The organism is Streptantibioticus cattleyicolor NRRL 8057 = DSM 46488 (genome assembly GCF_000240165.1).
Classification (GTDB): Bacteria; Actinomycetota; Actinomycetes; order Streptomycetales; family Streptomycetaceae; genus Streptantibioticus; species Streptantibioticus cattleyicolor.
This window is the reverse complement of sequence record NC_017585.1, coordinates 709,804-733,223: the sequence shown is the minus strand read 5'-3', so window position 1 is coordinate 733,223 and position 23,420 is coordinate 709,804. Positions and strand designations below refer to the sequence as shown.

The following is a 23,420-nucleotide window of genomic DNA, read 5'->3' as shown; positions in this document are numbered from 1 at the left end:
GGCGGCCGGCCCGCCCGGTCCCGTACCCGAGCCGGAAGGCGGCGACCCGGCCTGCCTGCTGCACCTGGTGTGTCCCGAGTGCGGCGGGATCCCCGACGCGCCGGGGGCCACCGTTTGCCCCCGGTGCGGCGAACCGCTGCCTTCCGGCGGTTGAGACACGCGGCGAAGACACGCGGCCGAAACGCCGTCAGTCCGGCCACAGTTCGGTGCCGCGCGCCGCCACCAGCTCGGCGATCCGGTCCACCGCCCGCCCGGCCGGCAGCGCGGGCAGCCGGCGGCCGTCCCGCAACCGCAGCGCCACCTCGTCACCGGCGGCCTCCCGCGCGCCGATCACCGCCTGGTACGGAACGAGCCGGGCGGCACGCACCCGGGCGCCCAGGCTGCCGTCCTCGGGGCCGACGAGTTCCGCCCGCAGCCCCCGTTGGACGCAGCGTTCCACCAGCGCCCTGGCCCGCGGCACCTCCGCCTCGGAGACCGGCAGCGCCACCAGCTGGACCGGGGCCAGCCAGCCGGGGAAGGCGCCGCCGTACACCTCCACCAGGTGGGCCACGGCCCGCTCCACGCTGCCGATGACACTGCGGTGCACCATGACCGGCCGGTGCCTGCCGCCGTCCGCGCCCACGTAGCGCAGGTCGAAGCGGGCCGGCTGGTGCAGATCGACCTGGACGGTGGACAAGGTGGCCTCCCGCCCGGCCCCGTCGGCGATCTGGACGTCGATCTTCGGGCCGTAGAACGCCGCTTCGCCCCGCACCGCCTCGTACCGCACGCCGGAGGCGTCGAGCACCTCGGTGAGCAGGGCGGAGGCACGCCGCCACATCGCGGGGTCGGCGACGTACTTCCCGCCCTCGTCCGGCAGCGACAGGCGGTAGCGGGCGGCGTGGATGCCCAGGTCGCGGTAGGCCCGGGCGATCAGTTCCAGCGCCGAACGGGCCTCGTCGGCCACCTGCTCCAGCGAGCAGAAGATATGCGCGTCGTTGAGCTGGATCGCCCGCACCCGGGTGAGCCCGCCCAGCACGCCCGACAGCTCGGAACGGAACATGCCGCCCAACTCGGCGACGCGCAACGGCAGTTCACGGTAGCTGCGGGCCCGGGAACGGTAGATCAACGCGTGGTGCGGGCACAGGCTGGGCCGCAGCACCATCTGCTCGCCGCCGAGGTCCATCGGCGGATACATGTCGTCGGCGTAGTGCGACCAGTGCCCGGAGATCTCGTACAGCTCGCGTTTGCCCAGCACCGGTGAGTACACGTGGCGGTAGCCGGCCCGGCGCTCGACGTCGCGGATGTACTCCTCCAGGGTGTGGCGGATCACCGCGCCGTCCGGCAGCCAGTAGGGCAGGCCCGCGCCGATCAGCGGGTCGGTGTCGAACAGGCCGAGTTCGCGGCCGAGCTTGCGGTGGTCGTACACGGTGGTCTCCTCACGGACGGAGGGCGGATGACCACACGGCGAAGCCCCGGGGCACCCGCCCCGGGGCTTCGACTCAAGACAACGGTCAGCGCGCCGGGACTCTCCTCGGCGTCGTCGTGACGTTGGCAGCGCGCTTCATACCGGCGACGCTAACAGAAGACCCCGTCCCCGTCACCCGGTTAAGATCCGGCCTCCGGCCGCTCGTGGCTGCCGTAGGCACGGGTGATGATCTCCATGCCGTGCCCGGCCGGGTCCATGAAGTAGACCCCGCGCCCGCCGTGGTTGTGGTTGATCTCGCCGGGTTGCTTCAGGTGCGGATCGGCGTAGTGGTCGATCCCGGCCGCCCGGATGCGGTCGTAGGCCGCGTCGAACTCCTCCTCCGAGACGAGGAACGCGTAGTGCTGGAGGACGATCGACTCGGCCGGGGCGGTGGCGAAGTCGAGGGTGACGCCGTTGGCGGTGGCCACCGGGACGAACGGGCCCCATTCCGGCCCGACCTCGAGTCCGAGGATGTGCGCCAGGAACCGGGCGGACTCACGGTTGTCCTTGGCGTGAACGATGGTGTGGTTGAACTGTACCGACACTGTGGAATGCCTCCGTAAGGCAAACTCACGGGCACCTCCATGCCTCACCCGGTCGGTGACCGACACGCGATGCCGTGATCGTGATGCTAACCACCGCCCGCCCGGACGTCGAGTGCCTTCCCCCGCCGGGCCGCCGGGTGTGATCCGCCCCGGTCCGTGCGGTATTGCCGCTGCGGTACCGGCTGCCTGCTGCCAGACTGTCTGCCCATGGACGACGACAGTGGCGGGCCGGCCCGGGCCGCCGGGAACCACGCCGCGGGTGCCGGGCGTGTTCGGCGGCTGGAGGTACACGGATGAGGAACGAGCTGGTCGGCACGGTGACCACACCCGCGCTGGTGGTCGACGTCGAGGTGCTGGAACGCAACATCGCGCGGATGGCGGAGACCGGCCGCACCGCCGGTTTCGCGCTGCGCCCGCACGCCAAGACCCACAAATGCCCGCAGATCGCCCGGCGGCAGCTCGCGGCCGGCGCGACCGGGCTGACGGTGGCCACGATCGGGGAGGCCGAGGTCTTCGCCGCGGCCGGGGCCGACGACCTGTTCATCGGGTACCCGCTGTGGGCCGACGAGGGCAAGGCACGCCGGCTGCGCGCGCTGGCGGACCGCACCGCGCTGCGGCTGGCCGCCGACTCCGCGGCCGGCGCGCGACGCCTGGGCGAGGCGGTCCGCGGCGCCGACCGGCCGGTGCAACTGCTGGTGGAGATCGACAGCGGCCACCACCGTACCGGGGTGCGCCCCGCCGACGCGGTCGAGGTGGCCCGCGCGGCGGCCGACGCCGGGCTGGACGTCGCCGGTGTCTTCACCTTCCCCGGACACGGCTACGGACACGACGCGCAGGCCAGGGAACGGGCCGCGCGCGACGAGGAACGGGCGCTGGGCGAGGCCGCCGAGGCGCTGCGCTCCGCCGGCCTCGACGTCCGGGTGGTCAGCGGCGGCTCGACCCCGACCGCGGGACGGTGGCGGCCGGACGGCCCGGTGGACGAACTGCGGCCCGGCGTCTACGTGTTCAACGACGCGGCACAACTGGCCATGGGCTCCTGCGCCGCCGCCGACATCGCGCTGTACGCCCTCGCCACGGTGGTCAGCGTGCCCGCCCCGGACCGCTTCGTGCTCGACGCCGGGAGCAAGGTCATCGGCGCCGACACCACACCGTGGGTCTCCGGCCACGGCCACCTCCCGGACTTCCCCGGCGCCGCGGTGACGGCGCTGTCGGAACACCACGCCACGGTCACCCTCCCGGCGGGGACGGCGGCACCAGGGCTCGGCTCGCTGGTCGCCGTGGTGCCCAACCACGTGTGCGCCGCGGTCAACCTCGTCGACGAACTGGTGGTCGTCGACGGCACCGGGGTCGTGGACCGCTGGCCGGTGGCGGCCCGCGGGGCCAACGGCTGACGGCCCCGGCGGCCGGCCCCGGCCGGGCCGTCCCGCGCCGCTGAAACGTTCCGCACGTCGCCCGCGTCCCGCCCGTCCCGTCGCACCGAAAGCCGGAGCCGCATGCCCTGCCCCGTCATACCCCCGCCGCCACGTGCCGACGCAGGACCGCAGAAGGCGCACGGTGCCCGATGGTGACGCTGCGGGCGGAGACGGGGGCGCCGGTCACGGCGGGGCCGGGCACCCGGTGGACGGCGCCGCGCCGTGCGGGGCGCGCGGCGTGGTGGCCGCGGGCGGCGCCGGCCGTGCTGGCGCTGGCGATCGGGCTGTGGGGCATCGACCGGCACGGCAGCGTGTGGCGCGACGAGGCCGCCTCCTACGAGGTCGCGCGGCGCAGCCTCGCCGAGATATGGCACATGCTCGGCTCGGTGGACGCCGTGCACGGGCTGTACTACCTGCTGCTGCACTGCCTGTTCACCGTGTTCCCGGGCGGACTGGTGGCGCTGCGGCTGCCGTCGGTGCTGGCGATCGCGGCAGCCGCCACCGGCACCGCCGCGCTGGGCCGCCGGCTGGCCGGGCCCCGGGTGGGGCTCGCCGCCGGACTGGTCTTCCCGGTCATCCCCGAGGTGCAGCGGTACGCGCAGGAGGGGCGCTCCTACGCGCTGGTCTGCGCGGTCGTGGTGGCGGCCACCCATCTGCTGCTGCGGGCGGTGGCCGCCAACTCGCCGCTGCGCTGGGCGGGTTACTCGGTCACCGTGCTCGTCGCCTGCCTGCTGCACGAGTTCGCGGTGCTGGCGCTGCTGGCGCACGGGGTGACGTTGGCGGTGACCCGTACCCCCTTCCGGGCGCTGCGGGCGTGGGGGGTGGCGGTGGCGGTGGCCGCGGCCGGGCTGGCCCCGCTGGCCGCCGTCAGCTGCCGGCAGTCGGCGCAGGTGGCGTGGATACCGCCGGTGGGCCCGCGCGGCCTGCTGGGGTTCGCCACGCTGGCGCTGACCGGGCTCGGGTGCGCCCTGGTGGCCCGGGGCGTCAAGGGGATCGGCCGGCTGTGCGCGGTGGCGCTGCCGCTGCTGCTGGTGCCGCCCGCCGCGCTGCTGCTGGTGTCGCTGCTGGACCGGGTGTACGTGGGCCGGTACGTGTTCTACGCCGAGGTGGGGCTGGCGTTGCTGCTGGGCGCCGCGGTGGAGGCGGTCCGGCGGATCGCGGTACGGCGCGGGGTGCCCCGGGGCTGGCCGGTGGCGGTGGTGGCGGCGACGGCGCTGGCGCTGCTGCCGTACTCGGTGCGGTTGCGTACCGCGCAGAGCCGGACCGACGACGTCGCGGCGGCGGCCCGGGTGGTGCGCCAGTACGCCGCTCCCGGCGCGGGGGTGCTCTTCATCCCCGCCGAACGCCGGGAGTCCGCGGTCGCCTTCCCCCGCGACTACCGGGGCGTGGCCGACCTCGCGCTCGACCGTGACGCGGTGACCTCCGGCACGCTGGTGGGCACCGAGGTGCCGGCCGGGGCCATCGGCGAACGGATGCGCGCCACCTCCCGGGTCATCACCGTCACCGACCCCGCCGCCCGTCCCGGCCCCGGCGACACCCCGCAGGACGCCGCCAAGTGGCGTGCCCTGCGGCATGACTTCGAGCCCTGCGACCGTTCCCGCGTGCCCGGCCTGGTGGTCACCGAGTACGTCCGCCGCGGCGCCTGCCGCCCGGCCTTCCCGCACCGGACGCGCGCCCGGGGCCCGGAGCCCCGGGCGCGCCGCCGGTGAGGGCGCCGGGACCTCAGCCCGGCTGGACCGGCCCGCTCCCCTCGTCCGTCCGCTCGACGACGAGCAGGTCGACGGCGGCCAGGTCGATGCCGCGCAGCAGCCGTCCGGACAGGCGCGCCACCTGTTCCCGGACGGCGGGTACCACCTCTCTCGCGGTCAGTCTCGCCGCGAGGTCCAACTCCAGCACCACGCGCAGCGATCCGCGGGGCAGCCGGTCCCACGGATGCGTGTGGTCGTCCGGGCCCTGCGGGCCGAGCGCGTACAGCCGGCAGCCACGGGTCCGTACCCCGGGCACCCGTTCGGCCGCGATCCGGAAGATCCGGGCCACCGCGACCTCGGCGCTCCACACGTCGTGGCCGGCGACGGCGGCCGGTCCGCCCGGCACCCGGACGGGGTCCCGTTCCGCCTGGTCATGTTCCCCGGCCGGGACGTCCGGCTCCACCGGCCACCGGCGCCGGCACCATCGCCGCGTCAACTCCTCGTCATCGTTCACCATCACCCGCACATCGCCTCCGTCGGTCGATGCCGTCCCCCGTAGCCGGCGGATCGGACCCCCACCGCCGCCCTCCACCGGACGCACCGCGGGCGCCGCGGCGTGGCCCTCGGGCAGCGTGGCTCTCTTCTGCCCGCGATCCGACAGGCGAAGCACGCCGCGCCGGCCTTCCCCGGGCGCGCGGTCCGGGCGTACCGCGCCAGGCGCCCCGGTGCCCGGAAACCGGTGGCCCCGCGGCCCGTACGGGACGATGATGGAGGTGTGCGAAGGGCCCGAGCACCGAGCTGGCAGATACGGATCGCGAGCCCGACCACCCTGGTGACCGGGTTGTACGTGCGCGACGCGGCGGGGCTGCGCCCGCCCCGCACCGGGGTCGACGTGCCCGCGCTCGCCCCCGAGGTCCCCGTGCTCCCCGGCCCCGCCGCCCTGGCGACGCCCCGCACGGCCGAGCTGTGGGCCCGCTGGTGGCACGCCGCCCTGCACGCCCCGGACGGCGCCCACCCCGGCTTCGACGCGCCCGAACTCGGCGCCCTGCTGAGCGAGTGCGGCCCCGCCGCCACGGAGTGGACCACCGCCCGCGGACGCGAGCACGCCCACGCGGTGACCCACGGCGAACGGCGCGGCGCCGAAGGACGGTTCGCCCGCGGGGTCGCGGTCCAACTCGGCCGCGCCATGCGGCCGTTCGACCTCCACGTCATCCTGCTGCCGCTGGCCGGCGCCTTCGCCCTGCGGTACGCCGCCGCCCGCGTCCTGGTCAGCCACGCCCTGCGGGACGACGCGGCGGCGTACGAACGGTGGCTGGTACCGGTGATCGAGGAGCTGGCCTGAGCGCGGTCACTCCGGCCGGGGATCCCAGCGGAAGCGGCGGACCGCCACCGCCGAGGCGGCCGTCGCCCACAGCAGCAGGACGCCGCAGCTCCGCCACGGCACCCCGGAGCCACCGGAGGCCAGGGCGGTCAGCAGCGCGTCGTTGAAGGGCTTCACCGGCAGCGCGCCCGCGACGGCGTTCAGCGCGGCGGAGTGGATCGGCAGGTACGTCCCGGAGACGAAGGTGAGCGGGAAGCTCACCAACTGCACGACCGGCGGCGCGGCTTCCGCGTCGCGGATCAGCGAGGCCACCGCCACCCCCAGCGCGCAGAAGGCGCCCGCGCCGAGCACCAGCACCACGACGAGCGCCGGCCACCGCGAAATGGCGGGCAGCGGCACCCCGTACAGCCGGCCCACCCCGGCGATCAGCAGCACGTCCACCACGCTCACCAGCACGCAGTGCGCCAGCAGACCCGCGACGTACACCGCGGCCGGCAGCGGAGTCGCCCGGACGCGCTTGAGGACGCCGTGCTGCCGCCGCGCCGACAGCACGATCGCCAACTGGCTGTAGCAGGAGCCCAGTACGGAGACCGCGGCGATGGTCGCCGTGTAGTACTGGAGCGCGGACCGCCCGTAGTAGAACCCCGTCGCCCCGACGCCGCCGAACAGCGCGCCGAAGACCGCCATCACCACGACCGGGAAGACGAAGGTGAAGAACGCGCTCTGCGGGTTGCGCCAGAACGTCAGCTGCTCGTAGCGGATCTGGTGCCACAGCAGGGCGGCGCCCCGGCGCGGTGCGGCGCTCATCGCACGCCCCCTTCCGGGGCGGGTTCCGGAACGCCGCGGTCCGGGCCGGTCAGGCGCAGATAGACGTCCTCCAGGCTGGGCCGGTCGACCGTCAGCCGGGCCAGTACGGTGCCACGGCGCAGCGCCCAGCCGGTCAGCAGGTGCAGCGATTCGGTCGGCTCCGCGCAGTCCACCGCCACCAGGCCGTCCGCGTCCGGCACGGCGGCCACCGGCAGTTCGGCCGGCGGGCACCCCGGCGGCGGCTCGAAACGGATCCGGGCCCGCGCGGTGTCGCGTCCGCCCAGCGTCGCCGGGGTGCCCTCGGCCACGATCCGTCCGCCGGAGACCACCGCGACCCGGTCGGCCAGCGCCTGCGCCTCGGCCATGGAATGCGTGGTGAGCAGGATCGTCGTCCCCGCGTCGCGCAGTCGCCGGACGAGCCGCCAGGCGGACCGGCGCGCGTTGGGGTCGAACCCGGTGGTCGGCTCGTCCAGGAAGAGCAGGTCCGGGTCGCCGACCAGCCCCAGCGCCAGGTCCAGGCGCCGCTTCTGCCCGCCGGAGAGCGCGCGGACCCTCCGGCGCTCCAGCCCGGCGAGGCCGACCGCGCCGATCACCTCGTCCACGTCGCGCGGCGCCGGGTAGTACCCCGCGTCGCGGGCGACCGTCTCGCGGACGGTCAGATACGGCTCCACCGCGAGATCCTGGAGCACCAGCCCGGTCCGCTCCCGCAGGACGCGCGCGGTGGCCCGGTCGCCCGGGTCGAGGCCGAGCACCTCGACCCGCCCGGCGTCCCGGGCGCGGAACCCCTCCAGGATCTCCAGGGTGGTGGTCTTGCCGGCGCCGTTGCGGCCGAGCAGTGCGAAGACCTCCCCGCGCCCCACGGTGAAGTCCACCCCGTCCACCGCCCGTACGGGGCCGTAGCTCTTGCGCAGCGCCTCCACCACGACCGCCGGCGTCCCGTGGGGGCGCCCGTGCGGGCCGTCGTCACGTCTCCTCATGGGTTCCATGCCCGCATTCCACGGCAGCCGGTCCGGCGTGCGGCAGAGCGGGCGGTCGGCTCCGGGGACGACGAAAGGCCGGTGACGCCCCGGCGGCATACGACTTTCGTAGGGTCCGCCCGGAACGGAGGTCGGCGATCCCGGCCGGGCGGGCGGAGCGGCGACGCGGGTGGCCTACGGTATGCCGCATGACCGATGGACCGTGGCACCGCCGGCACCCGATCGCGGTGGACGTGGCGTTCGCGGTCACCTTCGTGCTGCTCGACACCGGTGTCACGCTGGTCGGCGGCAGCTGGTGGCCGCGGCACCCGGGCCCGCTCGCCTGGGCCCTGCTGGGCGGACAGGCGGTGGCCTGCGCCTCGCTGGCGCTGCGCCGTGTCGTGCCGATCACCGTGGTCGGCGTGCTCGGCGCGTTCACCCTCGTGCTGACGCTGCTGATCACACCGGGGGGCGCGCTGACCCCGGCGCACCCGGGGACCATGTGGGCGCCCGCCTCGACCGTGCCTGCGGCCTACGCCCCGCTGTACCACCGGCGCCACCGCGCGGCCGCCTTCGCCACCCTGGCCGTGTGCACCCTGGTCGTCATGCGGCCGTGGGACCCGTCGGTCAGCGTCATGACGGTCGGGCTGCTGCGCACCGCCCTCGGCCCGCTGCTGGCGCTCTACTTCGACGCCCGCCGCCGACTCGTCCAGGCGCTGGTCGAACGGGCCGAACGGGCCGAACGCGAACGCCATCTCCTCGCCGAACAGGCCCGCGCCGAGGAACGCGCCCGGCTGGCCGGCGAGATGCACGACGTGGTCACCCACCGGGTGAGCCTGATGGTGCTCCAGGCCGGAGCCCTGCGGGTGACGGCCGGGGACGAGGCGACCCGGCAGGCCGCGGAGGAACTGCGCGCCGCCGGCTGCCAGGCCCTCGACGAACTCCGGGACCTCGTCGGCATCCTGCGCGCCGCCCCGGACGGCGACCGCACGCCCTCGGTCGCGGGCTTCGCGGACCTCGTCGCCGAGTCCGCCGCCGTAGGCGTCCCGACCGAACTGACCGAGGTGGGCGACCCGGCGCTCGCCTCACCGGTGGTCGGCCGCACCGCCTACCGCGTGCTGCGCGAGGCGCTGACCAACGTGCGCAAGCACGCGCCCGGCGCGCGGGTCACCGTACGGGTCGAGTACGACCCGGCGCGGATACGGCTCACGGTGCGCAACACCGCGCCGACCGGCGGACCCGGCGCCCTCGCCGGCACCGGATCCGGCCTCGGCCTGGCCCATCTGCGCCACCGCATCGAGCTGTTGCACGGCACGCTGCGCGCCGGACCCGGCCCGGACGGCGGGTTCCGCGTCGAGGCGACGCTGCCCGCGTACGTACCGACCGTGGAACCGGTGGGGTGAGCATGGCACGGGTCGTGGTGGTGGACGACGAGCCCATGGTCTGCGTGTTCCTGCGGACCATTCTCGGTTCGGCCGAGGACATCGAGGTGGTCGGCGAGGCGCACGACGGGGCGGCCGGCGTCGAGGCGGTCCTGCGCAGCCGCCCGGACGTCGTCCTGATGGACCTGCGGATGCCGGGCATGGACGGGCTCGCCGCCATCGAACGCATCACGGCGCTCGCGGACCCGCCGCGCATCGTGGTGCTGACGACGTTCGACGCCGACCAGTACGTGCTGCGCGCGCTGCGGGCAGGCGCCACCGGGTTCCTGGTCAAGTCCACCCCGCCGGAAGAGCTGATCGGGCTGGTGCGGACGGCGGCCCAGGGCCACACCGTCCTGTCGCCGTCGGCCGCCCGTCGGCTCGTCGCGGCGTCGACGGACGGCCTCACCGCCCGCGACCGGGCCCGCGAACTGGTCGGCACGCTGACCGAACGGGAGGTCCAGGTGCTGGCCGGACTCGGGGCGGGGCTGTCCAACGCGCAGATCGCCGCCCGGCTGTTCCTCTCCGAGGCCACGGTCAAGGGCTACGTCTCCCGCACGCTCGACAAGCTGGGGTGCGTCAACCGCACCCAGGCCGGGCTGCTCGCCCACGACGCGGGGATCGCCGATGACGGACCTGCCGGCGAGCGGCGGTGAAACGTCACGCCCCGCGGGCCACCAGCAGATCGACCACGTACCGCTCCTCCACCCTCCCGTCCGGGAACACCGCCCGCAGCCGCTCCCGTTCGGCGGCGAAGAAGGCACGGTTGCGTCCCTCGTCCAGCACCAGGAACGCCGAGCGGCTGCCGAGGTTGGCCAGGTGGGTGTCGAGGGGGACGGTACGGCTCCAGGGGATGCGGTGGCGGACCACGCGCAGCCCGTCGAGGCCGGCCAGCCGGACGGCCTCGGCGTCGTCGGGGCGTTCCCGGGCCGGCGGTTCCACCCCGCAGTGCTCCGCGACGCGCCGGTGCTGCTCGGCGATCCACGGGGCGTCGGACGCCTGCGTGTTCCACCACACCGCGAGGGCGCCGTCCGGACGCAGGACGCGCAGCGCCTCCGGTACGGAACGCGTGGTGTCGGTCCACTGCCACGACTGCGCGTAGGTGATCAGGTCGAGCGAACCGCCGGTCATGGGCAGCGCGTTGCCGTCGCCGCGTACCACCGGCAGCCCGGGGAGGGCCGCCCGGAACTGCGTCGCCATCCCGGCGCCGGGCTCCACGGCCACCACGTCGGCGCCGCGCTCGCGCAACAGGGCGGTGGCGATCCCGGTCCCGGCCCCCACGTCGGCGACCCTGGCCCCCGCGAGCGGACGCCCGGCGTCCGCCTCGACGGCGTCCAACACGGCGGAGGGGTACGAGGGGCGGCTCGCCGCGTACCGCGCGGCGGCCCGGTCGAACGAACGGGCGCGGGAGAGGTCGGTCATCGCACCATCCTGCCCCGTCCGCCGCACGACGCGCCCTCCGTACGCCCGAACCCCCAGCTCACCCACACGAAGGACGACCATCCGGCCAACTCGGCGGCGACGTACGCCCATTTCACTGGCATATGCCCTGTTGGCGGCGAGGCCGGATCGACGGTGCCGACGTATCGGGATGTTTCGCCCCTCTCTCCTCGCCGCATCACTCACAGTAGTCAGACAAGCAGGACATGTGAGGAGGGACGACCATGCGTATCCTGCGTGCGGCCATGGTGGCGTTCGGCGCCACCGCGCTGCTGGCCACCGGGGTGGCGCCGGCCGCTTCGGCGACCCCCGCGACCAGCGGCTACGACCGCTGCCCGGAGGGCTACTTCTGCGAGTTCTCCTGGGTCAACGGCGAGGGCTCCATCTGCAAGTGGAAGGAGGCGCGGACCTACGACACCTACGTCAAGTGCCCGTGGGCGCCCAGCGCCAACGTGCGCTCCGTCTTCAACAACGGTCCGCGGAAGCGGGAATACTTCCTGTCCACCAACTTCCGCGACCGCGTCGGCAGCACCGGGCCCAACGGCCGGGGCAACCTGACCGGCAGCTACAAGATCCGTTCCCACCGCTGGGCCTGACCGCCCCCGCGGACGGAACCCGGCCGGGTTCCGTCCGCCCCTCACGCCCGGGACGCCGCGCGGAACGGCAGCCGCGCCACCAGCCCCGCCGCACCGACGCCCAGCAGCCCGAGCGCAATCGTGAGCCCGAGCCACCGCAGCGCCAGCAGATGCCACAGTCCCGCCGCGTCGTCCGGACCGGCCGGGTCGTACACCACCCGCGTCCCGCCGTCCGACCCACCCACCCGCCCGCACGTACAGCCTGCCGTCGATCTTCCTCTCGTACGTGAAGACCCGGCCCCCGCTCCCCGGCCCCGCCGCGAACTCCAGCCCCACCCCCGCGACCAGCAACACCACCGGCACGACGACGTACCGCCACCCCGCTGCCATGGCGGTCACCCTACCGGGGGGCCGGAATGCCCGGTCCTACACGTGGTGCTTCTCGATCGCCTCGAAGATGTCGGTGTCGGTCTCCCGCTGCCACCCCGGCAGGTCGGGCCAGTCGGCCACGTACGCGGGCTTGGGGTCCTCGAAGTGCTTGTACATCTGGGCCGTCCAGCAGACCGCCACGAACCGGCCCTTCTGCTCACGGCTGAGCCGCGCGGCGTGCCCGCCACTGAGGTCGAGGAACTGCCGGACCTGTTCGTACACCGCCCCGGCGGCCTCACGTTCCCACTCCGGCGTCTCCTCCCACGGCGTGACGTAACCGGGTTTCGGCTCACCCGGAAAATGCGCCCGGACACCCGCGATCCACGCCTCCCGGAACAACCGCGCACCGGTGGTCTGCGACATGCGTGCACCTCTCATCACGCCGTGGTGGTCAACGACCCGATCCCGGCGGTCAGTTCGGCGACCCGTTCGTCACCGCTGGTGGGGCCGAGGTCGGCGCGTAGTCCCTGGAGTCTACGGACGACGTACCCGGAACCGGATTCCCGGGATCGCCGCGCGACGGGAACGTGCGTAGACCGGGCGCGCCGACCGCCCCGACCCCCCGGGAACCGGACCTCACCGGCCGGTCCCGGGGCGTCGGGGCGGCAGGGATCGGGCGTTACGACATGGCGTTCTTCACCGACTGGAACCAGCTCGCCGGGCCGGAGGGGCCGAGGGAGTTGAAGTATTCCCAGCCGGCGACGCCGGCGAAGTCGGGGTAGGAGGAGACGAGGGAGGTGATGGTGGAGGTGAGTTGGTCGGGGGAGACGTAGCCGGAGCAGTTGTCGGGGTTGGTGACGGTGCCGGCGACGACGCGGCTGGCGGAGAAGCCGGCCGCGACGACGTCGTCGTAGGAGGAGGTATCGCTCAGGTCGCCCCAGCCGCAGTAGAACTGGGCATTGTACCAGTTGATCTGGGAGCCCGCCTGCTGTTCGAGGGAGGCGTAGCTGAAGCCGCCGGAGAAGGCGGAGGAGCCGGCCAGGTCGGTGGCGACCGGGGCCAGGGTGATGACGAAGCCGCTGCCGAAGTCGGCGCGCAGTTGCGAGATCAGGTGCTTGGTGTCGGCGAGGGAGAACGACTCCTCGATGTCGAGGTCGATGCCGTTCAGGTGGTAGGTGCGCAGGGTGGTGCGGAGCAGGCCGTAGTACTTGCCGAAGTTGGCGTGCAGGTTGGCGTAGGAACCCTGGGCGGCGCCGCCCAGCATGGCCTCCACCCGGGTGCCGGAGCGTTGCAGGGCGGCCAGGTCGGACCACATGGTGGTGAACTTGGCGGCGGACGGCGGGTCGTCGTTGAGGTGGATGGTGCCGTCGCCGTTGAGGTGGAAGGCGGCCAGCTCGATGTCGGTGGCGGTGCCGCCGAGCGGGCGTGGGGAGACGTAGGTCTGGCTGCCGTCGGCGTTGGTGACGTACTGGGTCTGGTAGTAGGCGACGACGTGGCGGGCGGTGGCCGCGGACGCGCGGGCGGTGCCGGTGACGGCGAAGACGCACGCCAGCACGGCGGCCAGCACGGCGGGCAGCAGCGCCCGCGGTCGGCCTGGAGCGATCGGCATGGGATGCCTCCGGGGATCGGAAGCCGGCCGGGACGGGACGTGCCGCGGCCGGGCGGGACGGACGGAGCGGTTGCGGAGCCGGTGCCGATGACGGATACCCGGGCGCCGACGGGGCGGCACCGGTCGCGTGGTGCGGTCGGTGCGATGTGGTCCGCGGTACGGAACGGGCCGCCGCCCGCCCGGTGTCTTCGTTCGGCGAGCGGCGCCCTGACGCGACAACACCCGTACCGCGCGGCGCTCTGATCGCCGGACTATGCTCCGCCCGCCCGGCGCTGTCAAGGCGTCGCGACACGACTCGGCGGCGCGGGCGGCTACTTGACCGATTTAGCTCGCCACCTCACGCGGTGGCGCCGTGCTCTCCCGGGCCACCAGTTCCGGGGTGGGCGCCTGCACGCTGCGTTGCGCCGGACCGCCGGCCACCGCCTCCAGCACGGCCGCCGCCAGCAGCTCGCCCAGCGCGAAGGTGTCCCTGGTCAGCGCGGTCAGCGAGGGGTGCATCAGCCGGGCGAGCACCGAGTCGTCGAAGGCCACGATCGACAGGTCGCCGGGGACCGAGAGCCCCATCTCGATCGCCACCCCGAGCCCGGCCACCGCCATGATGTCGCTGTCGTAGACGATCGCGGTCGGCCGGGGTCGGCGGGAGAGCAGGGTACGGGTGACGGTGGCCCCCTCCGCGTCGCTGAAGTCGGTGGGGGAGGAGGTGGCGTCGGTCAGGCCGAGCCGCCGCGCCGCGTCCCGCAGCGCCCTGGTGCGCCGCTGGGTGTGCCAGAAGTCGGGGAGCCCGGCCACGTGCGCGATGCGGCGGTGGCCCAGCGCGGCCAGGTATTCCACGATCCGCAGCATCGCGGCCCGGTCGTCGGCCCACACGTTGGGCAGCGAGCCGTGCTTGCCCGGCCCGCCCAGCACGATGCACGGCAGTCCGGAGCGCTCCAGTTCGGCCACCCGGGGGTCGCGGGCGCGCAGGTCGAACAGGACCACCCCGTCCACGTGGTGCTCCGAGTGCCATCTGCGGTAGGTCTCGATCTCCGCCTCGATGGACTCCACGATCAGCAGTTGCAGCCCCACGCCGTGGCCGGAGAGCCCCGCCTGGAGGCCGGAGATGAGCTGGGCGTAGAAGGGCTCGACGCCCAGCGTGCGGGCCGGGCGGGCGGAGACCAGGCCCACCATGCCGGCCTTGGCGCCACCGAGCGCCCGGGCCGCGCTGTGCGGGCGCCAGCCCATCTGCTCGGCCACCCGCAGAATCCGGGCCCGGGTCGAGTCGCTCACCCCGGGCCGGCCGTTGAGGGCGAACGACACCGCGCCCTTGGAGACGCCGGACCGGGCGGCGATGTCACCGATCGTGGGCCTGCTCATCGCATCAACCTTCCACCCAGTAATCGAGCGTGGAGAGTGCCTCGTTGGACCTCTTGACACCCGCACATGGTAAGGGCATAGTTCCCGGCGACTAAACCGCTTTAGTCATACGGTTTCGAAAAAAGACGCGGCGCTACGGTGAGCCTTCCGGCTCCGACAGGAGGGGTGCCCCATGTTCGGCAGACCTATCGGCAGGCACAGGGCGCTCGCGGCGGCTGCGACCGTCGTCGCCCTCGGCGTCACCGCGACCGGGTGCGGGGTCGGCGACGGCACCGCGGGCAAGGACGGCTCCGGCCCCGTGGTGGCCTCCGACGCCCCGCTCAAGGGGGCCATCACGTTCCAGACCTGGTCGCTCAAGAACCCCACGTTCACCCCGTACTTCACCTCGCTGATCTCGTCGTTCGAGCGGGAACACCCGGGCACCCACGTCAACTGGGTCGACCAGCCCGGCGACGGCTACGCCGACAAGGTGGTCAGCCAGGTCGTCGGCCACAGCCTGCCCGACGTGGTCAACCTGCCGCCCGACATCGCGTATTCGGTGGCGAAGACCGGCGGCCTGCTCGACCTGGGCCGCAACGACCCGCGGATCACCTCGGAGTACGTGGCCAGCGCGCTGAAGGCGTACACCTACCCGAGGTTGAAGGGCACCTACGGCTTCCCCTGGTACCTGGGGGCCGACATGAACTACTGGAACAAGGCGATGTTCCTCAAGGACGGCCTCGACCCGGAGCACCCGCCGACCACCCTGGACGAGCTGATCGCCCAGGCGAAGACGATGCACGACCGCTCCGGCGGCAAGGACTACCTGATGAGCAGCGCGCCCGGGCTCGGCGACATCGTCAACACCGGCACCGCGCTGATGAACGCCGACGGCACCAAGTTCGTCTTCAACACCCCGGCCGCCGCCGCCATGCTCGACAAGTACCGCGCGGCGTACCAGGCCGGATACCTCCCCGCCGACGTGCTCAACAAGAACTACGAGGGCAACAACGCGCTCTTCCTCAAGCAGGTCGTCGCCTGGACCACCGGGCAGGGCAACGGCATCCAGACGGTGGCGCAGACCAACCCCTCACTGGCCAAGCAGATGATCCCGTCGCCGTCGATCGGCACCCCCAAGCTCAACGTGCAGGGCGTGTCGGTGTCGGCGAAGAGCAAGAACCTCCCGCTGGCGCTGGCCTTCGCCAGGTACGTCACCGACAACGCCAACCAGGCCGCCTTCATCACGTACGCCCCGGGCTTCGTGCCGGGCACCGCCGAGGCGGCCAAGGACCCCAAGTACTCCGGCGGGAACGGCGGTCCGGAGGCGAAGGCGGCGGCCATCGACTACCAGGACATGCGCAAGGCGGTGGACTTCACCCCGCCGGTGTGGTCCACGGCCATGGACACCTACCTCGCCCAGCAGATCGCGCAGGCGGTTACCGGCAAGGAGACCTCACGCCAGGCGCTGGACAACGCCGTCGCCCGGGCCAACCAGCTGCTCGCCGACTGACGGACCCGGGCCGGGTCCGGCGCCCTTCCCCGTACCGGACCCGGCCCCGCGACAAGGAGAAACCACGATGCGATACCACCGGTGGTACACCCCCTGGCTGCTGGTCGTGCCCGCGCTCGTCTGGCTGGCGGTCTTCGGCCTGTGGCCGGCCCTCAACACCGGGGTGCTGTCGTTCACCAACGTACGGACCCTCACCGGTGGCCGCTTCACCGGCCTCGCCAACTACCTCGCCATCTGGCACGACCCGCAGGTCTACGACGCGGTGCTCAACACCGTGCTGTACATGGTGGTGTGCGTGCCGCTGCTGACCGTGGTACCGCTCCTGCTGGCCCTGCTGGTCGAACGCAACCTGCCGTTCATCGGCTTCTTCCGCACCGTCTTCTACTTCCCGGTGGTCGCCTCCGCCGTGGTGGTGGCGGTGATCTGGCAGTGGCTGCTGGACGACCGGGGGCTGGTCAACGGGCTGGCGCAGCAGGCCGGACTGGTGCACCACGCCATCCCGTTCCTGACCGGACGGTGGCTGCTGCTGGGCAGCGCCATCGCGCTCACGGTGTGGAAGGGGCTCGGCTACTACATGATCGTCTACCTGTCGGCGCTCGGCAACGTCAGCCGCGACCTGTACGAGGCCGCGGCGGTGGACGGCGCCGGGCCGCTGCGCCGCCTGGTGTCGGTGACCGTCCCCGGGGTACGCCGCACCATGGTGCTGGTCTCGGTGCTGGTCGCGGTCTCCGCGATGCGGGTCTTCACCGAGCTGTACATCCTCGGCGGCAGCACCGGCGGGGTCGGCGGACAGGACGTCTCCTTGGTGATGCTCATCCAGAACTCCGCGGCCGGCGCCGACGGCCGCCTCGGCCACGCCTCCGCGCTCAGCGTGCTCCTGTTCCTCATCACCCTCGCCCCGATGCTGCTGCTGGCCCGGCTCAACCGTAAGGCGGACGCATGACCATCACCCGCGACCAGGCCGTCCCGCCGGCCGCGCCGGCCACCCGTCCCGTCACCCGGCGCCGTTCGCGTACCTTCGGACGGCTCGGCCCGGCCGGGATCACCGCGCGTTACGCCGGGCTGCTGGTGGTGCTCGCCATCACCGTGGGACCGCTGCTGTGGGAGCTGTCGACCTCGCTGAAGAGCGTGGCCGAGGACGTCTTCACCACCAACCCGAGCTTCCTGCCCGCCCACCCCACCTTCCACAACTACCAGAAGGTGGCGCACACCATCCCGGTGTGGCACTTCGCCGCCAACTCGCTGGTCGTCGCCGTGCTCGGGGTGGGCGGCAACGTGGTGGGCGCCTCGGTCGCCGGGTTCGCCCTGGCCCGGCTGGAGTTCCGCGGGCGCCGGCTGGTGTACGGGCTCTTCCTGTCCACCCTGGTGCTGCCCGGTGAGGTCACCATCATCTCGCAGTACCAGACGGTGACCCGGCTCGGGCTCGCCGACAGCCTGCTCGGGGTGGCGCTGCCCGGCATGATCGGCGCCCTCAACGTCCTGCTGATGCGCAACGCGTTCCTGGCCATCCCCGCCGAACTCGACGCGGCGGCGGCCATCGACGGCGCCAACGCCTGGCAGCGGCTGTGGCACATCGGGCTGCCCGCGGTCCGCGGCACCCTCAGCGTCATCGCCATCCTGTCGTTCATCGGCGCCTGGGACGACTTCCTGTGGCCGCTGCTCGTCCTCAACAGCCCCGACAAGCTCACGCTCACCGTGGGCCTGGCCTATCTGCAGAGCACCTTCTCGGTCGATCCGCGCACCATCGCGGCGGGCGCCATGATCGCCCTGCTGCCGATCCTGGTGCTCTTCGTCGCCGTCCAGCGTTACTTCTTCAAGGGCGTCGGTGAGGGCGCCGTGAAAGGTTGACCATGCCCGAGACGGCCATCCGCTCCGTGACGTCCACCGAGTGCTTCACCGGCCCCGCGGACCGCCCCCGCCAGGTGGTCCGGGTCACCGTGGACCGCCGGCTCGCCGAACCCGGGACGGTCACCGTCACCGGGCGCGGCGTCACCGGCGAGGCCCGGCTGCCCGCCGGCGAGGGCGAGGTGACCGTCGAAGCCGCCGTCGGCACCGGGGACCACCCGGTCGGCACCCGGATCCCGGTCGAGGTCTGCGTCCGGCCCGGCGGAGAACGGGCCACCGGCGAACTCGTGGTCGCCGAACCCGGCTGGACCATGTACATGATCCCGCACTTCCACTACGACCCGGTGTGGTGGAACACCCAGGCCGCCTACACCGTCACCTGGGAACTCCAGGGCAACGACGGCACCACCCGGCCGGTGTGGGAACGCAACGGGTTCAACCTGGTCCGCGCCCACCTGGAGATGGCCGCCGCCGACCCCGACTACACCTTCGTGCTCGCCGAGGTCGACTACCTCAAGCCGTTCTGGGACGTCCACCCCGAACACCGGGCCACCCTGCGGCAGTTGATCGCGGCCGGCCGGGTGGAGATCGTGGGCGGCACCTACAACGAGCCCAACACCAACCTCACCGGCTCCGAGACCACCATCCGCAACCTGGTCCACGGCGTCGGCTACCAGCGCGACATCATGGGCGCCGACCCGCGCACCGCCTGGCAGCTCGACGTCTTCGGCCACGACCCGCAGTTCCCCGGACTGGTCGCCGAGGCCGGACTGACCAGCAGTTCCTGGGCCCGCGGGCCGTTCCACCAGTGGGGACCCATCCTCACCACCTGGAACGGGGTCGGCGGCGACGCCGGGGTGATGCAGTTCCCCGCCGAGTTCGAATGGCTCTCGCCGTCCGGCCGCGGGGTGCTCACCCACTACATGCCCAACCACTACTCGGCCGGCTGGTGGATGGACTCCTCGGCCACCCTGGCGGAGGCCGAGGAGAAGGTGTACGACCTCTTCCTCGCCGTCAAACCGGCCGCCGCCACCCGCAACACGCTGCTGCCGGTGGGCACCGACTACACCCCGCCCAACAAGTGGGTCACCGAGATCCACCGCGACTGGAACAGCCGCTACCTGTGGCCGCGGTTCGTGTGCGGCCTGCCGCGTGACTTCTTCGCCGCGGTCCGCGCCGAGCTGGACGCCCGGGGCGTCGCGCCGACCCCGATCAGCCGGGACATGAACCCCGTCTACACCGGCAAGGACGTGTCGTACATCGACACCAAGCAGGCCCAGCGCGCCGCCGAGACCGCCGCCACCGACGCCGAGAAGCTCGCCGCCTTCGCCGACCTGCTCGGCGCCGGCCGCTACCCGCACGCCACCATGGACAAGGTGTGGCGCCAACTCGCCTACGGCGCCCACCACGACGCCATCACCGGCTCGGAGTCCGACCAGGTCTACATCGACCTGGTGACCGGCTGGCGGGAGGCCCACGACCTGGCCGCCGAGGTCCGCGACACCGCGCTGACCGCCCTCCTCGACCGGGTGGACACCACCGGCGACGGCCACGCCCTCGTGGTCACCAACACCCTCGCCTTCCACCGCACCGACCTGGTGCGCGTCACCGTCCCCCGGCGGGCCGCCACCGGCGGCGTCCGCCTGTGCGACGACACCGGCGCCGAGGTGCCCTGCGTCGTGGAGGCCGGCGACGACACCTGCCTGACGCTGGCGTTCGTGGCCCGCGACGTACCCCCCACCGGCTGGCGTACCTGGCGGCTGACCTGGGAGGACGACGCTGCCCCGGCGCACTGGGAACGGCAGTCGGACGGCGCGGCGCGGATCGCCGGCGACCACTTCGAGATCACCGCCGACCCCGCGCGTGGCGGTGCGCTGAGCGCCGTCCGCGACCTGGTGACCGGCCGTGACCTGCTGCGCCCCGGAGCCCTCGGCAACGAACTGTGGGTCTACGACGAGTACCCGGCCCACCCGCAGTTCGGCGAGGGCCCCTGGCACCTGCTGCCCACCGGCCGGGTGGTCACCTCCGGCGCGACCGCCGCCGAGTCGGTCCACGTCGAGCACAGCCCGGCCGGCCGGCGCCTGGTGGTCACCGGCACCGTCGGCGAGGTCCGCTACGAGCAGCGCGTCACCTTGTGGCACGGCCTGGACCGGGCCGAATTCCGCACCCGGGTACTGGACTTCACCGGCGCCGACCGGCTGCTGCGGGTCCGCTTCGGCTGCGACGTACCCGGCGCCCGGCCGGTCAGCGAGGTGGCCGGCGCCGTGGTGGCCCGCGGCTTCGCGCTCACCGAGGAGGACACCGCCGAGGCACCGTGGACCCTGGACAACCCCGCCAACACGTTCTTCGCCCTCGGCAGCACCGCCCACCTGCGACTGCGCTCACCGCAGGGCGCCCCGCTCGGCGACGCCGCCCTCGCCGTCGCCGAGATCGTGGTCGCCGAGCCGGAACACGCCGCCCGCGACGCCCGCGACCTCGTGGTGGCCCTCGCCCGCGCCGGGGTCACCGCCACCACCTCCACCGCCCGCGGCGCCCGCTATGGCCACCTGCGCACCGACTCCAACCTCCCCGACATCCGCGTCGTGCTCGGCGGCCCCGACACCAACCCGCTCGCCCGCGAGGTGCTGGCCGCGGCCGGCGCCCGCCACACCGAGGAGTTCGACCGCGCGCTCGCCGCGCACGGCTCGGTACGGCTGCTGGTACCCGGCCGCACCTCGGTGGAGGACGCCTGGGTGGCCGGCGCCGACCTGCGGGACGTCACCGCGCTGCCCACGCTGCTGGTCGCCGGCCGCGACCCGGAACGGCTGGCCGCCGAGATCGCCGCGCTCGCCGCCGAGTTCACCTCCGGCAGCGCCGCCGACGCGGTCACCGCCGACCCCGGGCCGCTGACCCGGTGGGACGGCCACACCGTGGGCCTGCTCAGCCGCGGCCTGCCCGGCTTCGCCGTCGGCCCCGCCGGGGACCTCCAGCTCTCCCTGCTGCGGTCGTGCACCGGCTGGCCCTCCGGCGTCTGGCTCGACCCGCCGCTGCGCCGCGCCCCGGACGGCTCCTCCTTCCAACTCCAGCACTGGACGCACGACTTCGACTACGCGCTGGTCTCCGGCGCCGGAGACTGGCGGGCGGCCCAACTGGTGGCGCGCGGCGCCGAGTTCACCACGCCGCTGCTCGCCCGGACGGTCGCCGCGCACCCCGGTCCGCTGCCCGCCACCCACTCGCTGCTGCGGGTCACCCCGGAACGCCAGGTGCACGTCCAGGCGGTCAAGGCGGCCGGAAACCCGTACGCCACCGGGGCGTCCACGGTCGGCCGCGCCGCCGACGGGGTCACCGTACGCCTGGTGGAGACCACCGGCCGCCCGGTACGGGCCACCGTCTCCACCCCGTTCGGCTGGCGCGACGCCCACCGCACCGACCTGCTGGAACAGCGGCGCACCGGGTCCGTGCTCGACGGCCGCGACATCACGCTGCCGCTCGACGGCGCCGAGATCGCCACCGTGGTCGCCGTCCCGGCCGGTGCGGCCCAGGCCGGAACCGGGTCCGGAACCGAGGCCGGAACCGGGGCCGACCGGCCGCTCGGCCGCGAACACGAGACCGCCCAGCCGGTCTACGCGCGCTACTGGCTGCACAACCGCGGCCCGGCCCCCGCCGGATTCCTCCCGGTCAGCATCACCGCCGACCCCGTCGTGCACCACGTCGGGGCGGGCACCGCGCTCACCGCCTCGGTCACCGTCGCCTCCCACCACACCGACGCCGCCGTGGAGTCCACGGTCCGCGTCACCGTACCGGCGGGCTGGAGCGCCGACCCCGGGGCCCGGCCGCTGCGCCTCGCGCCCGGCGGCCACACCCGGTTCCCGCTGACCGTCACCGCGCCGCCGGACGCCGCCCCCGGACTCCACTTCGGCCGCGTCTCGGTGGCCGTGGGCGAGGACACCGTGGAGGACGTCCTCACCCTGCTGGTGCCCGGCGGACCCGCCGACGAGGTGGTCCCGCCGCCGCCCGGCCCCGAACGCGACCACGGCGAGCAGACCCAGGGCACCCGCGCGGCCACCGCCCGCCCCCTCGGCCTCGACCTCGCCGTGGTCACCGAGGAGGTCACCGTGGCCCCCGGCGGACGTGCCCGGCTCACCGTCCGCGCCACCAGCCACGCCGCGGACGCCGTCGACGGCGAGGCGATGGTGGTCAGCCCCTGGGGCACCTGGGAGGCGATCCGGCCGTACACCACCGGGTTCCACCTGGCGCCCGGCGCCGCCACCGACATCACCTTCGAGGTCGCGCCGCCGGTGGACGCCGAACCGGGCCACTGGTGGGCCATGGTGAAGCTGATGTGGTTCGGCCGGGTGCACTACAGCGCCGCCGTGCCGGTCCGGGTCGGCCACCGGTGAGCGCCGGGCACGCCGCCGCCCAGGCACAGCGCACCGCCGAGGTGATCGGCACGGTGCACGGCAGGCCGGTACGGCGGGACCGGCTCGACCGGCGGCTGGCCGCGCTGCGGAACGGGCCGGGCGCCGCCGCGCTGCCGGTGGCGGGCAGCGGGGAGGGCCGCCAGCTCGTGCGGTGGACGGCTCACGTGCTCTTCACCGAGGAGTTGTGCGCCGGGCTGGCCCGCCGCGCCGGGGTGGACACCGGGGCCGCGCCGCCGCCGCTCGACGCGCTCGGCGCGGTGCAGCTCGGCTCCGTCAACGCCGCGGCGTGGCGCTCGCATCCGGCGGTGGGCGCCCTGTTCACCGCGTTCGCCGGTGCGGTGGCGCGGCGGCCGGCCCCGGTGGCGCCGGCGGTACGGCGGTGGCGGCTGGCGGTCGCCGAGGGGGCCACCCCGCAGGCCGCCGCCGGTGCCCGCCCGGCGTCGATCGGCTGGACCACGCTGGCCGATCTGCCGCTCGCCCTCGCCGACGCCGCCCGCCCGCTCGCCCCCGGAGAACACAGCGCGCCGGTGTACGCCGCCGGGACCTGGCACGTGGTGCACGCCGTCGAGGTGGCCGACGCCCCGCTCACCGCCCCCGGCCCGGACCGCCCCGACCCCACCGTCCTGGTCGCCTTCGCCCGCCGGCTCGATCTGGAACGCGCCCGCTCCGTCCGCCCGGCCCCCGGCTTCGAGCACCCCGGCGACCCGGCCCAGCCCGACAACACCCATCGGCATTAGGGGAGTTCA

20 protein-coding genes and 1 pseudogene are annotated in these 23,420 nt (G+C 74.1%); 11 read left to right on the top strand and 10 right to left on the bottom strand.

All coding sequences use genetic code 11. From position 1 onward, the window contains the following. Window positions 1-187: 187 nt before the first annotated feature. Window positions 188-1,471: pseudogene (gene thrS, locus SCATT_RS30910) on the bottom strand (threonine--tRNA ligase); the annotation flags it as partial. A gap of 113 nt (window positions 1,472-1,584) precedes the next feature. Beyond that, complete coding sequence (locus tag SCATT_RS30905; RefSeq protein WP_014151451.1) at window positions 1,585-1,989, bottom strand: VOC family protein; 405 nt, start codon at window positions 1,987-1,989, stop codon at window positions 1,585-1,587. A gap of 293 nt (window positions 1,990-2,282) precedes the next feature. Here SCATT_RS30905 and SCATT_RS30900 point away from each other — a divergent pair, with 293 nt between their 5' ends. Both SCATT_RS30900 and SCATT_RS30895 read left to right on the top strand, forming a co-directional pair. Then, window positions 2,283-3,380 carry an alanine racemase gene (locus SCATT_RS30900; protein ID WP_014151452.1) on the top strand — a complete coding sequence of 366 codons (1,098 nt, stop codon included), beginning with the start codon at window positions 2,283-2,285 and terminating at the stop codon, window positions 3,378-3,380. Between the two features lie 170 nt (window positions 3,381-3,550). Then, window positions 3,551-5,110 carry a glycosyltransferase family 39 protein gene (locus tag SCATT_RS30895; protein ID WP_014151453.1) on the top strand — a complete coding sequence of 520 codons (1,560 nt, stop codon included), beginning with the start codon at window positions 3,551-3,553 and terminating at the stop codon, window positions 5,108-5,110. Between the two features lie 13 nt (window positions 5,111-5,123). Here the strand turns inward: SCATT_RS30895 and SCATT_RS30890 are convergent, their stop codons facing one another. Continuing rightward, complete coding sequence (locus tag SCATT_RS30890; RefSeq protein WP_231904918.1) at window positions 5,124-5,606, bottom strand: hypothetical protein; 483 nt, start codon at window positions 5,604-5,606, stop codon at window positions 5,124-5,126. Window positions 5,607-5,864: 258 nt separating this feature from the next. Between SCATT_RS30890 and SCATT_RS30885 the strand changes: the two genes are divergently transcribed. Further along, window positions 5,865-6,431, top strand: coding sequence for a hypothetical protein (locus SCATT_RS30885; RefSeq protein ID WP_014151455.1), 567 nt, complete (start codon window positions 5,865-5,867; stop codon window positions 6,429-6,431). Window positions 6,432-6,437: 6 nt separating this feature from the next. Here SCATT_RS30885 and SCATT_RS30880 read toward each other — a convergent pair whose 3' ends face one another. Beyond that, a complete protein-coding gene (locus SCATT_RS30880) occupies window positions 6,438-7,217 on the bottom strand; it encodes an ABC transporter permease (protein ID WP_014151456.1) in 780 nt (259 codons plus the stop codon). After that, window positions 7,214-8,194: an ABC transporter ATP-binding protein gene (locus tag SCATT_RS30875; protein ID WP_014151457.1), complete on the bottom strand. Its 981-nt coding sequence runs from the start codon at window positions 8,192-8,194 to the stop codon at window positions 7,214-7,216. The genes SCATT_RS30880 and SCATT_RS30875 overlap by 4 nt, the downstream gene beginning before the upstream one ends. Before the next feature lie 188 nt (window positions 8,195-8,382). On the opposite strand from SCATT_RS30875, the gene SCATT_RS30870 reads away from it, so the two are divergent. Then, window positions 8,383-9,576 (top strand): sensor histidine kinase, encoded by a 1,194-nt coding sequence (locus SCATT_RS30870; RefSeq protein WP_014151458.1) that lies wholly within the window; start codon window positions 8,383-8,385, stop codon window positions 9,574-9,576. Window positions 9,577-9,578: 2 nt separating this feature from the next. Next, window positions 9,579-10,250 (top strand): response regulator, encoded by a 672-nt coding sequence (locus SCATT_RS30865; RefSeq protein ID WP_041823674.1) that lies wholly within the window; start codon window positions 9,579-9,581, stop codon window positions 10,248-10,250. 4 nt (window positions 10,251-10,254) lie between these two features. Here SCATT_RS30865 and SCATT_RS30860 read toward each other — a convergent pair whose 3' ends face one another. Continuing rightward, window positions 10,255-11,016: a methyltransferase domain-containing protein gene (locus SCATT_RS30860; protein WP_014151460.1), complete on the bottom strand. Its 762-nt coding sequence runs from the start codon at window positions 11,014-11,016 to the stop codon at window positions 10,255-10,257. 242 nt (window positions 11,017-11,258) lie between these two features. Between SCATT_RS30860 and SCATT_RS30855 the strand changes: the two genes are divergently transcribed. Further along, window positions 11,259-11,630 (top strand): peptidase inhibitor family I36 protein, encoded by a 372-nt coding sequence (locus tag SCATT_RS30855; RefSeq protein WP_014151461.1) that lies wholly within the window; start codon window positions 11,259-11,261, stop codon window positions 11,628-11,630. A gap of 41 nt (window positions 11,631-11,671) precedes the next feature. Here SCATT_RS30855 and SCATT_RS30850 read toward each other — a convergent pair whose 3' ends face one another. The 4 genes from SCATT_RS30850 to SCATT_RS30835 all read right to left on the bottom strand — a co-directional run bounded on the left by SCATT_RS30850 (window position 11,672) and on the right by SCATT_RS30835 (window position 14,940). Then, on the bottom strand, window positions 11,672-11,854 hold the full coding sequence (locus tag SCATT_RS30850; protein ID WP_014151462.1) for a hypothetical protein: 183 nt from the start codon (window positions 11,852-11,854) through the stop codon (window positions 11,672-11,674). Between the two features lie 181 nt (window positions 11,855-12,035). After that, window positions 12,036-12,401 carry a hypothetical protein gene (locus SCATT_RS30845; protein ID WP_014151463.1) on the bottom strand — a complete coding sequence of 122 codons (366 nt, stop codon included), beginning with the start codon at window positions 12,399-12,401 and terminating at the stop codon, window positions 12,036-12,038. Between the two features lie 256 nt (window positions 12,402-12,657). Then, the gene (locus SCATT_RS30840) at window positions 12,658-13,587 is read right to left on the bottom strand and encodes a glycoside hydrolase family 18 protein (RefSeq protein ID WP_014151464.1); all 930 of its coding nucleotides are present in this window, start codon (window positions 13,585-13,587) and stop codon (window positions 12,658-12,660) included. Window positions 13,588-13,911: 324 nt separating this feature from the next. Further along, complete coding sequence (locus SCATT_RS30835) at window positions 13,912-14,940, bottom strand: LacI family DNA-binding transcriptional regulator (RefSeq protein ID WP_014151465.1); 1,029 nt, start codon at window positions 14,938-14,940, stop codon at window positions 13,912-13,914. Between the two features lie 172 nt (window positions 14,941-15,112). On the opposite strand from SCATT_RS30835, the gene SCATT_RS30830 reads away from it, so the two are divergent. From SCATT_RS30830 to SCATT_RS30810, 5 genes are all read left to right on the top strand, one after another. Further along, a complete protein-coding gene (locus SCATT_RS30830; RefSeq protein WP_014151466.1) occupies window positions 15,113-16,429 on the top strand; it encodes an extracellular solute-binding protein in 1,317 nt (438 codons plus the stop codon). A gap of 67 nt (window positions 16,430-16,496) precedes the next feature. Then, a complete protein-coding gene (locus tag SCATT_RS30825; RefSeq protein WP_014151467.1) occupies window positions 16,497-17,372 on the top strand; it encodes a carbohydrate ABC transporter permease in 876 nt (291 codons plus the stop codon). Beyond that, window positions 17,369-18,277 carry a carbohydrate ABC transporter permease gene (locus tag SCATT_RS30820; protein ID WP_014151468.1) on the top strand — a complete coding sequence of 303 codons (909 nt, stop codon included), beginning with the start codon at window positions 17,369-17,371 and terminating at the stop codon, window positions 18,275-18,277. The genes SCATT_RS30825 and SCATT_RS30820 overlap by 4 nt, the downstream gene beginning before the upstream one ends. A gap of 2 nt (window positions 18,278-18,279) precedes the next feature. After that, window positions 18,280-22,653: a glycoside hydrolase family 38 N-terminal domain-containing protein gene (locus SCATT_RS30815; protein WP_014626857.1), complete on the top strand. Its 4,374-nt coding sequence runs from the start codon at window positions 18,280-18,282 to the stop codon at window positions 22,651-22,653. Continuing rightward, complete coding sequence (locus SCATT_RS30810) at window positions 22,650-23,411, top strand: DUF7158 domain-containing protein (RefSeq protein ID WP_014151470.1); 762 nt, start codon at window positions 22,650-22,652, stop codon at window positions 23,409-23,411. Before SCATT_RS30815 ends, SCATT_RS30810 begins: the two co-directional genes overlap by 4 nt. Window positions 23,412-23,420 lie beyond the last annotated feature (9 nt).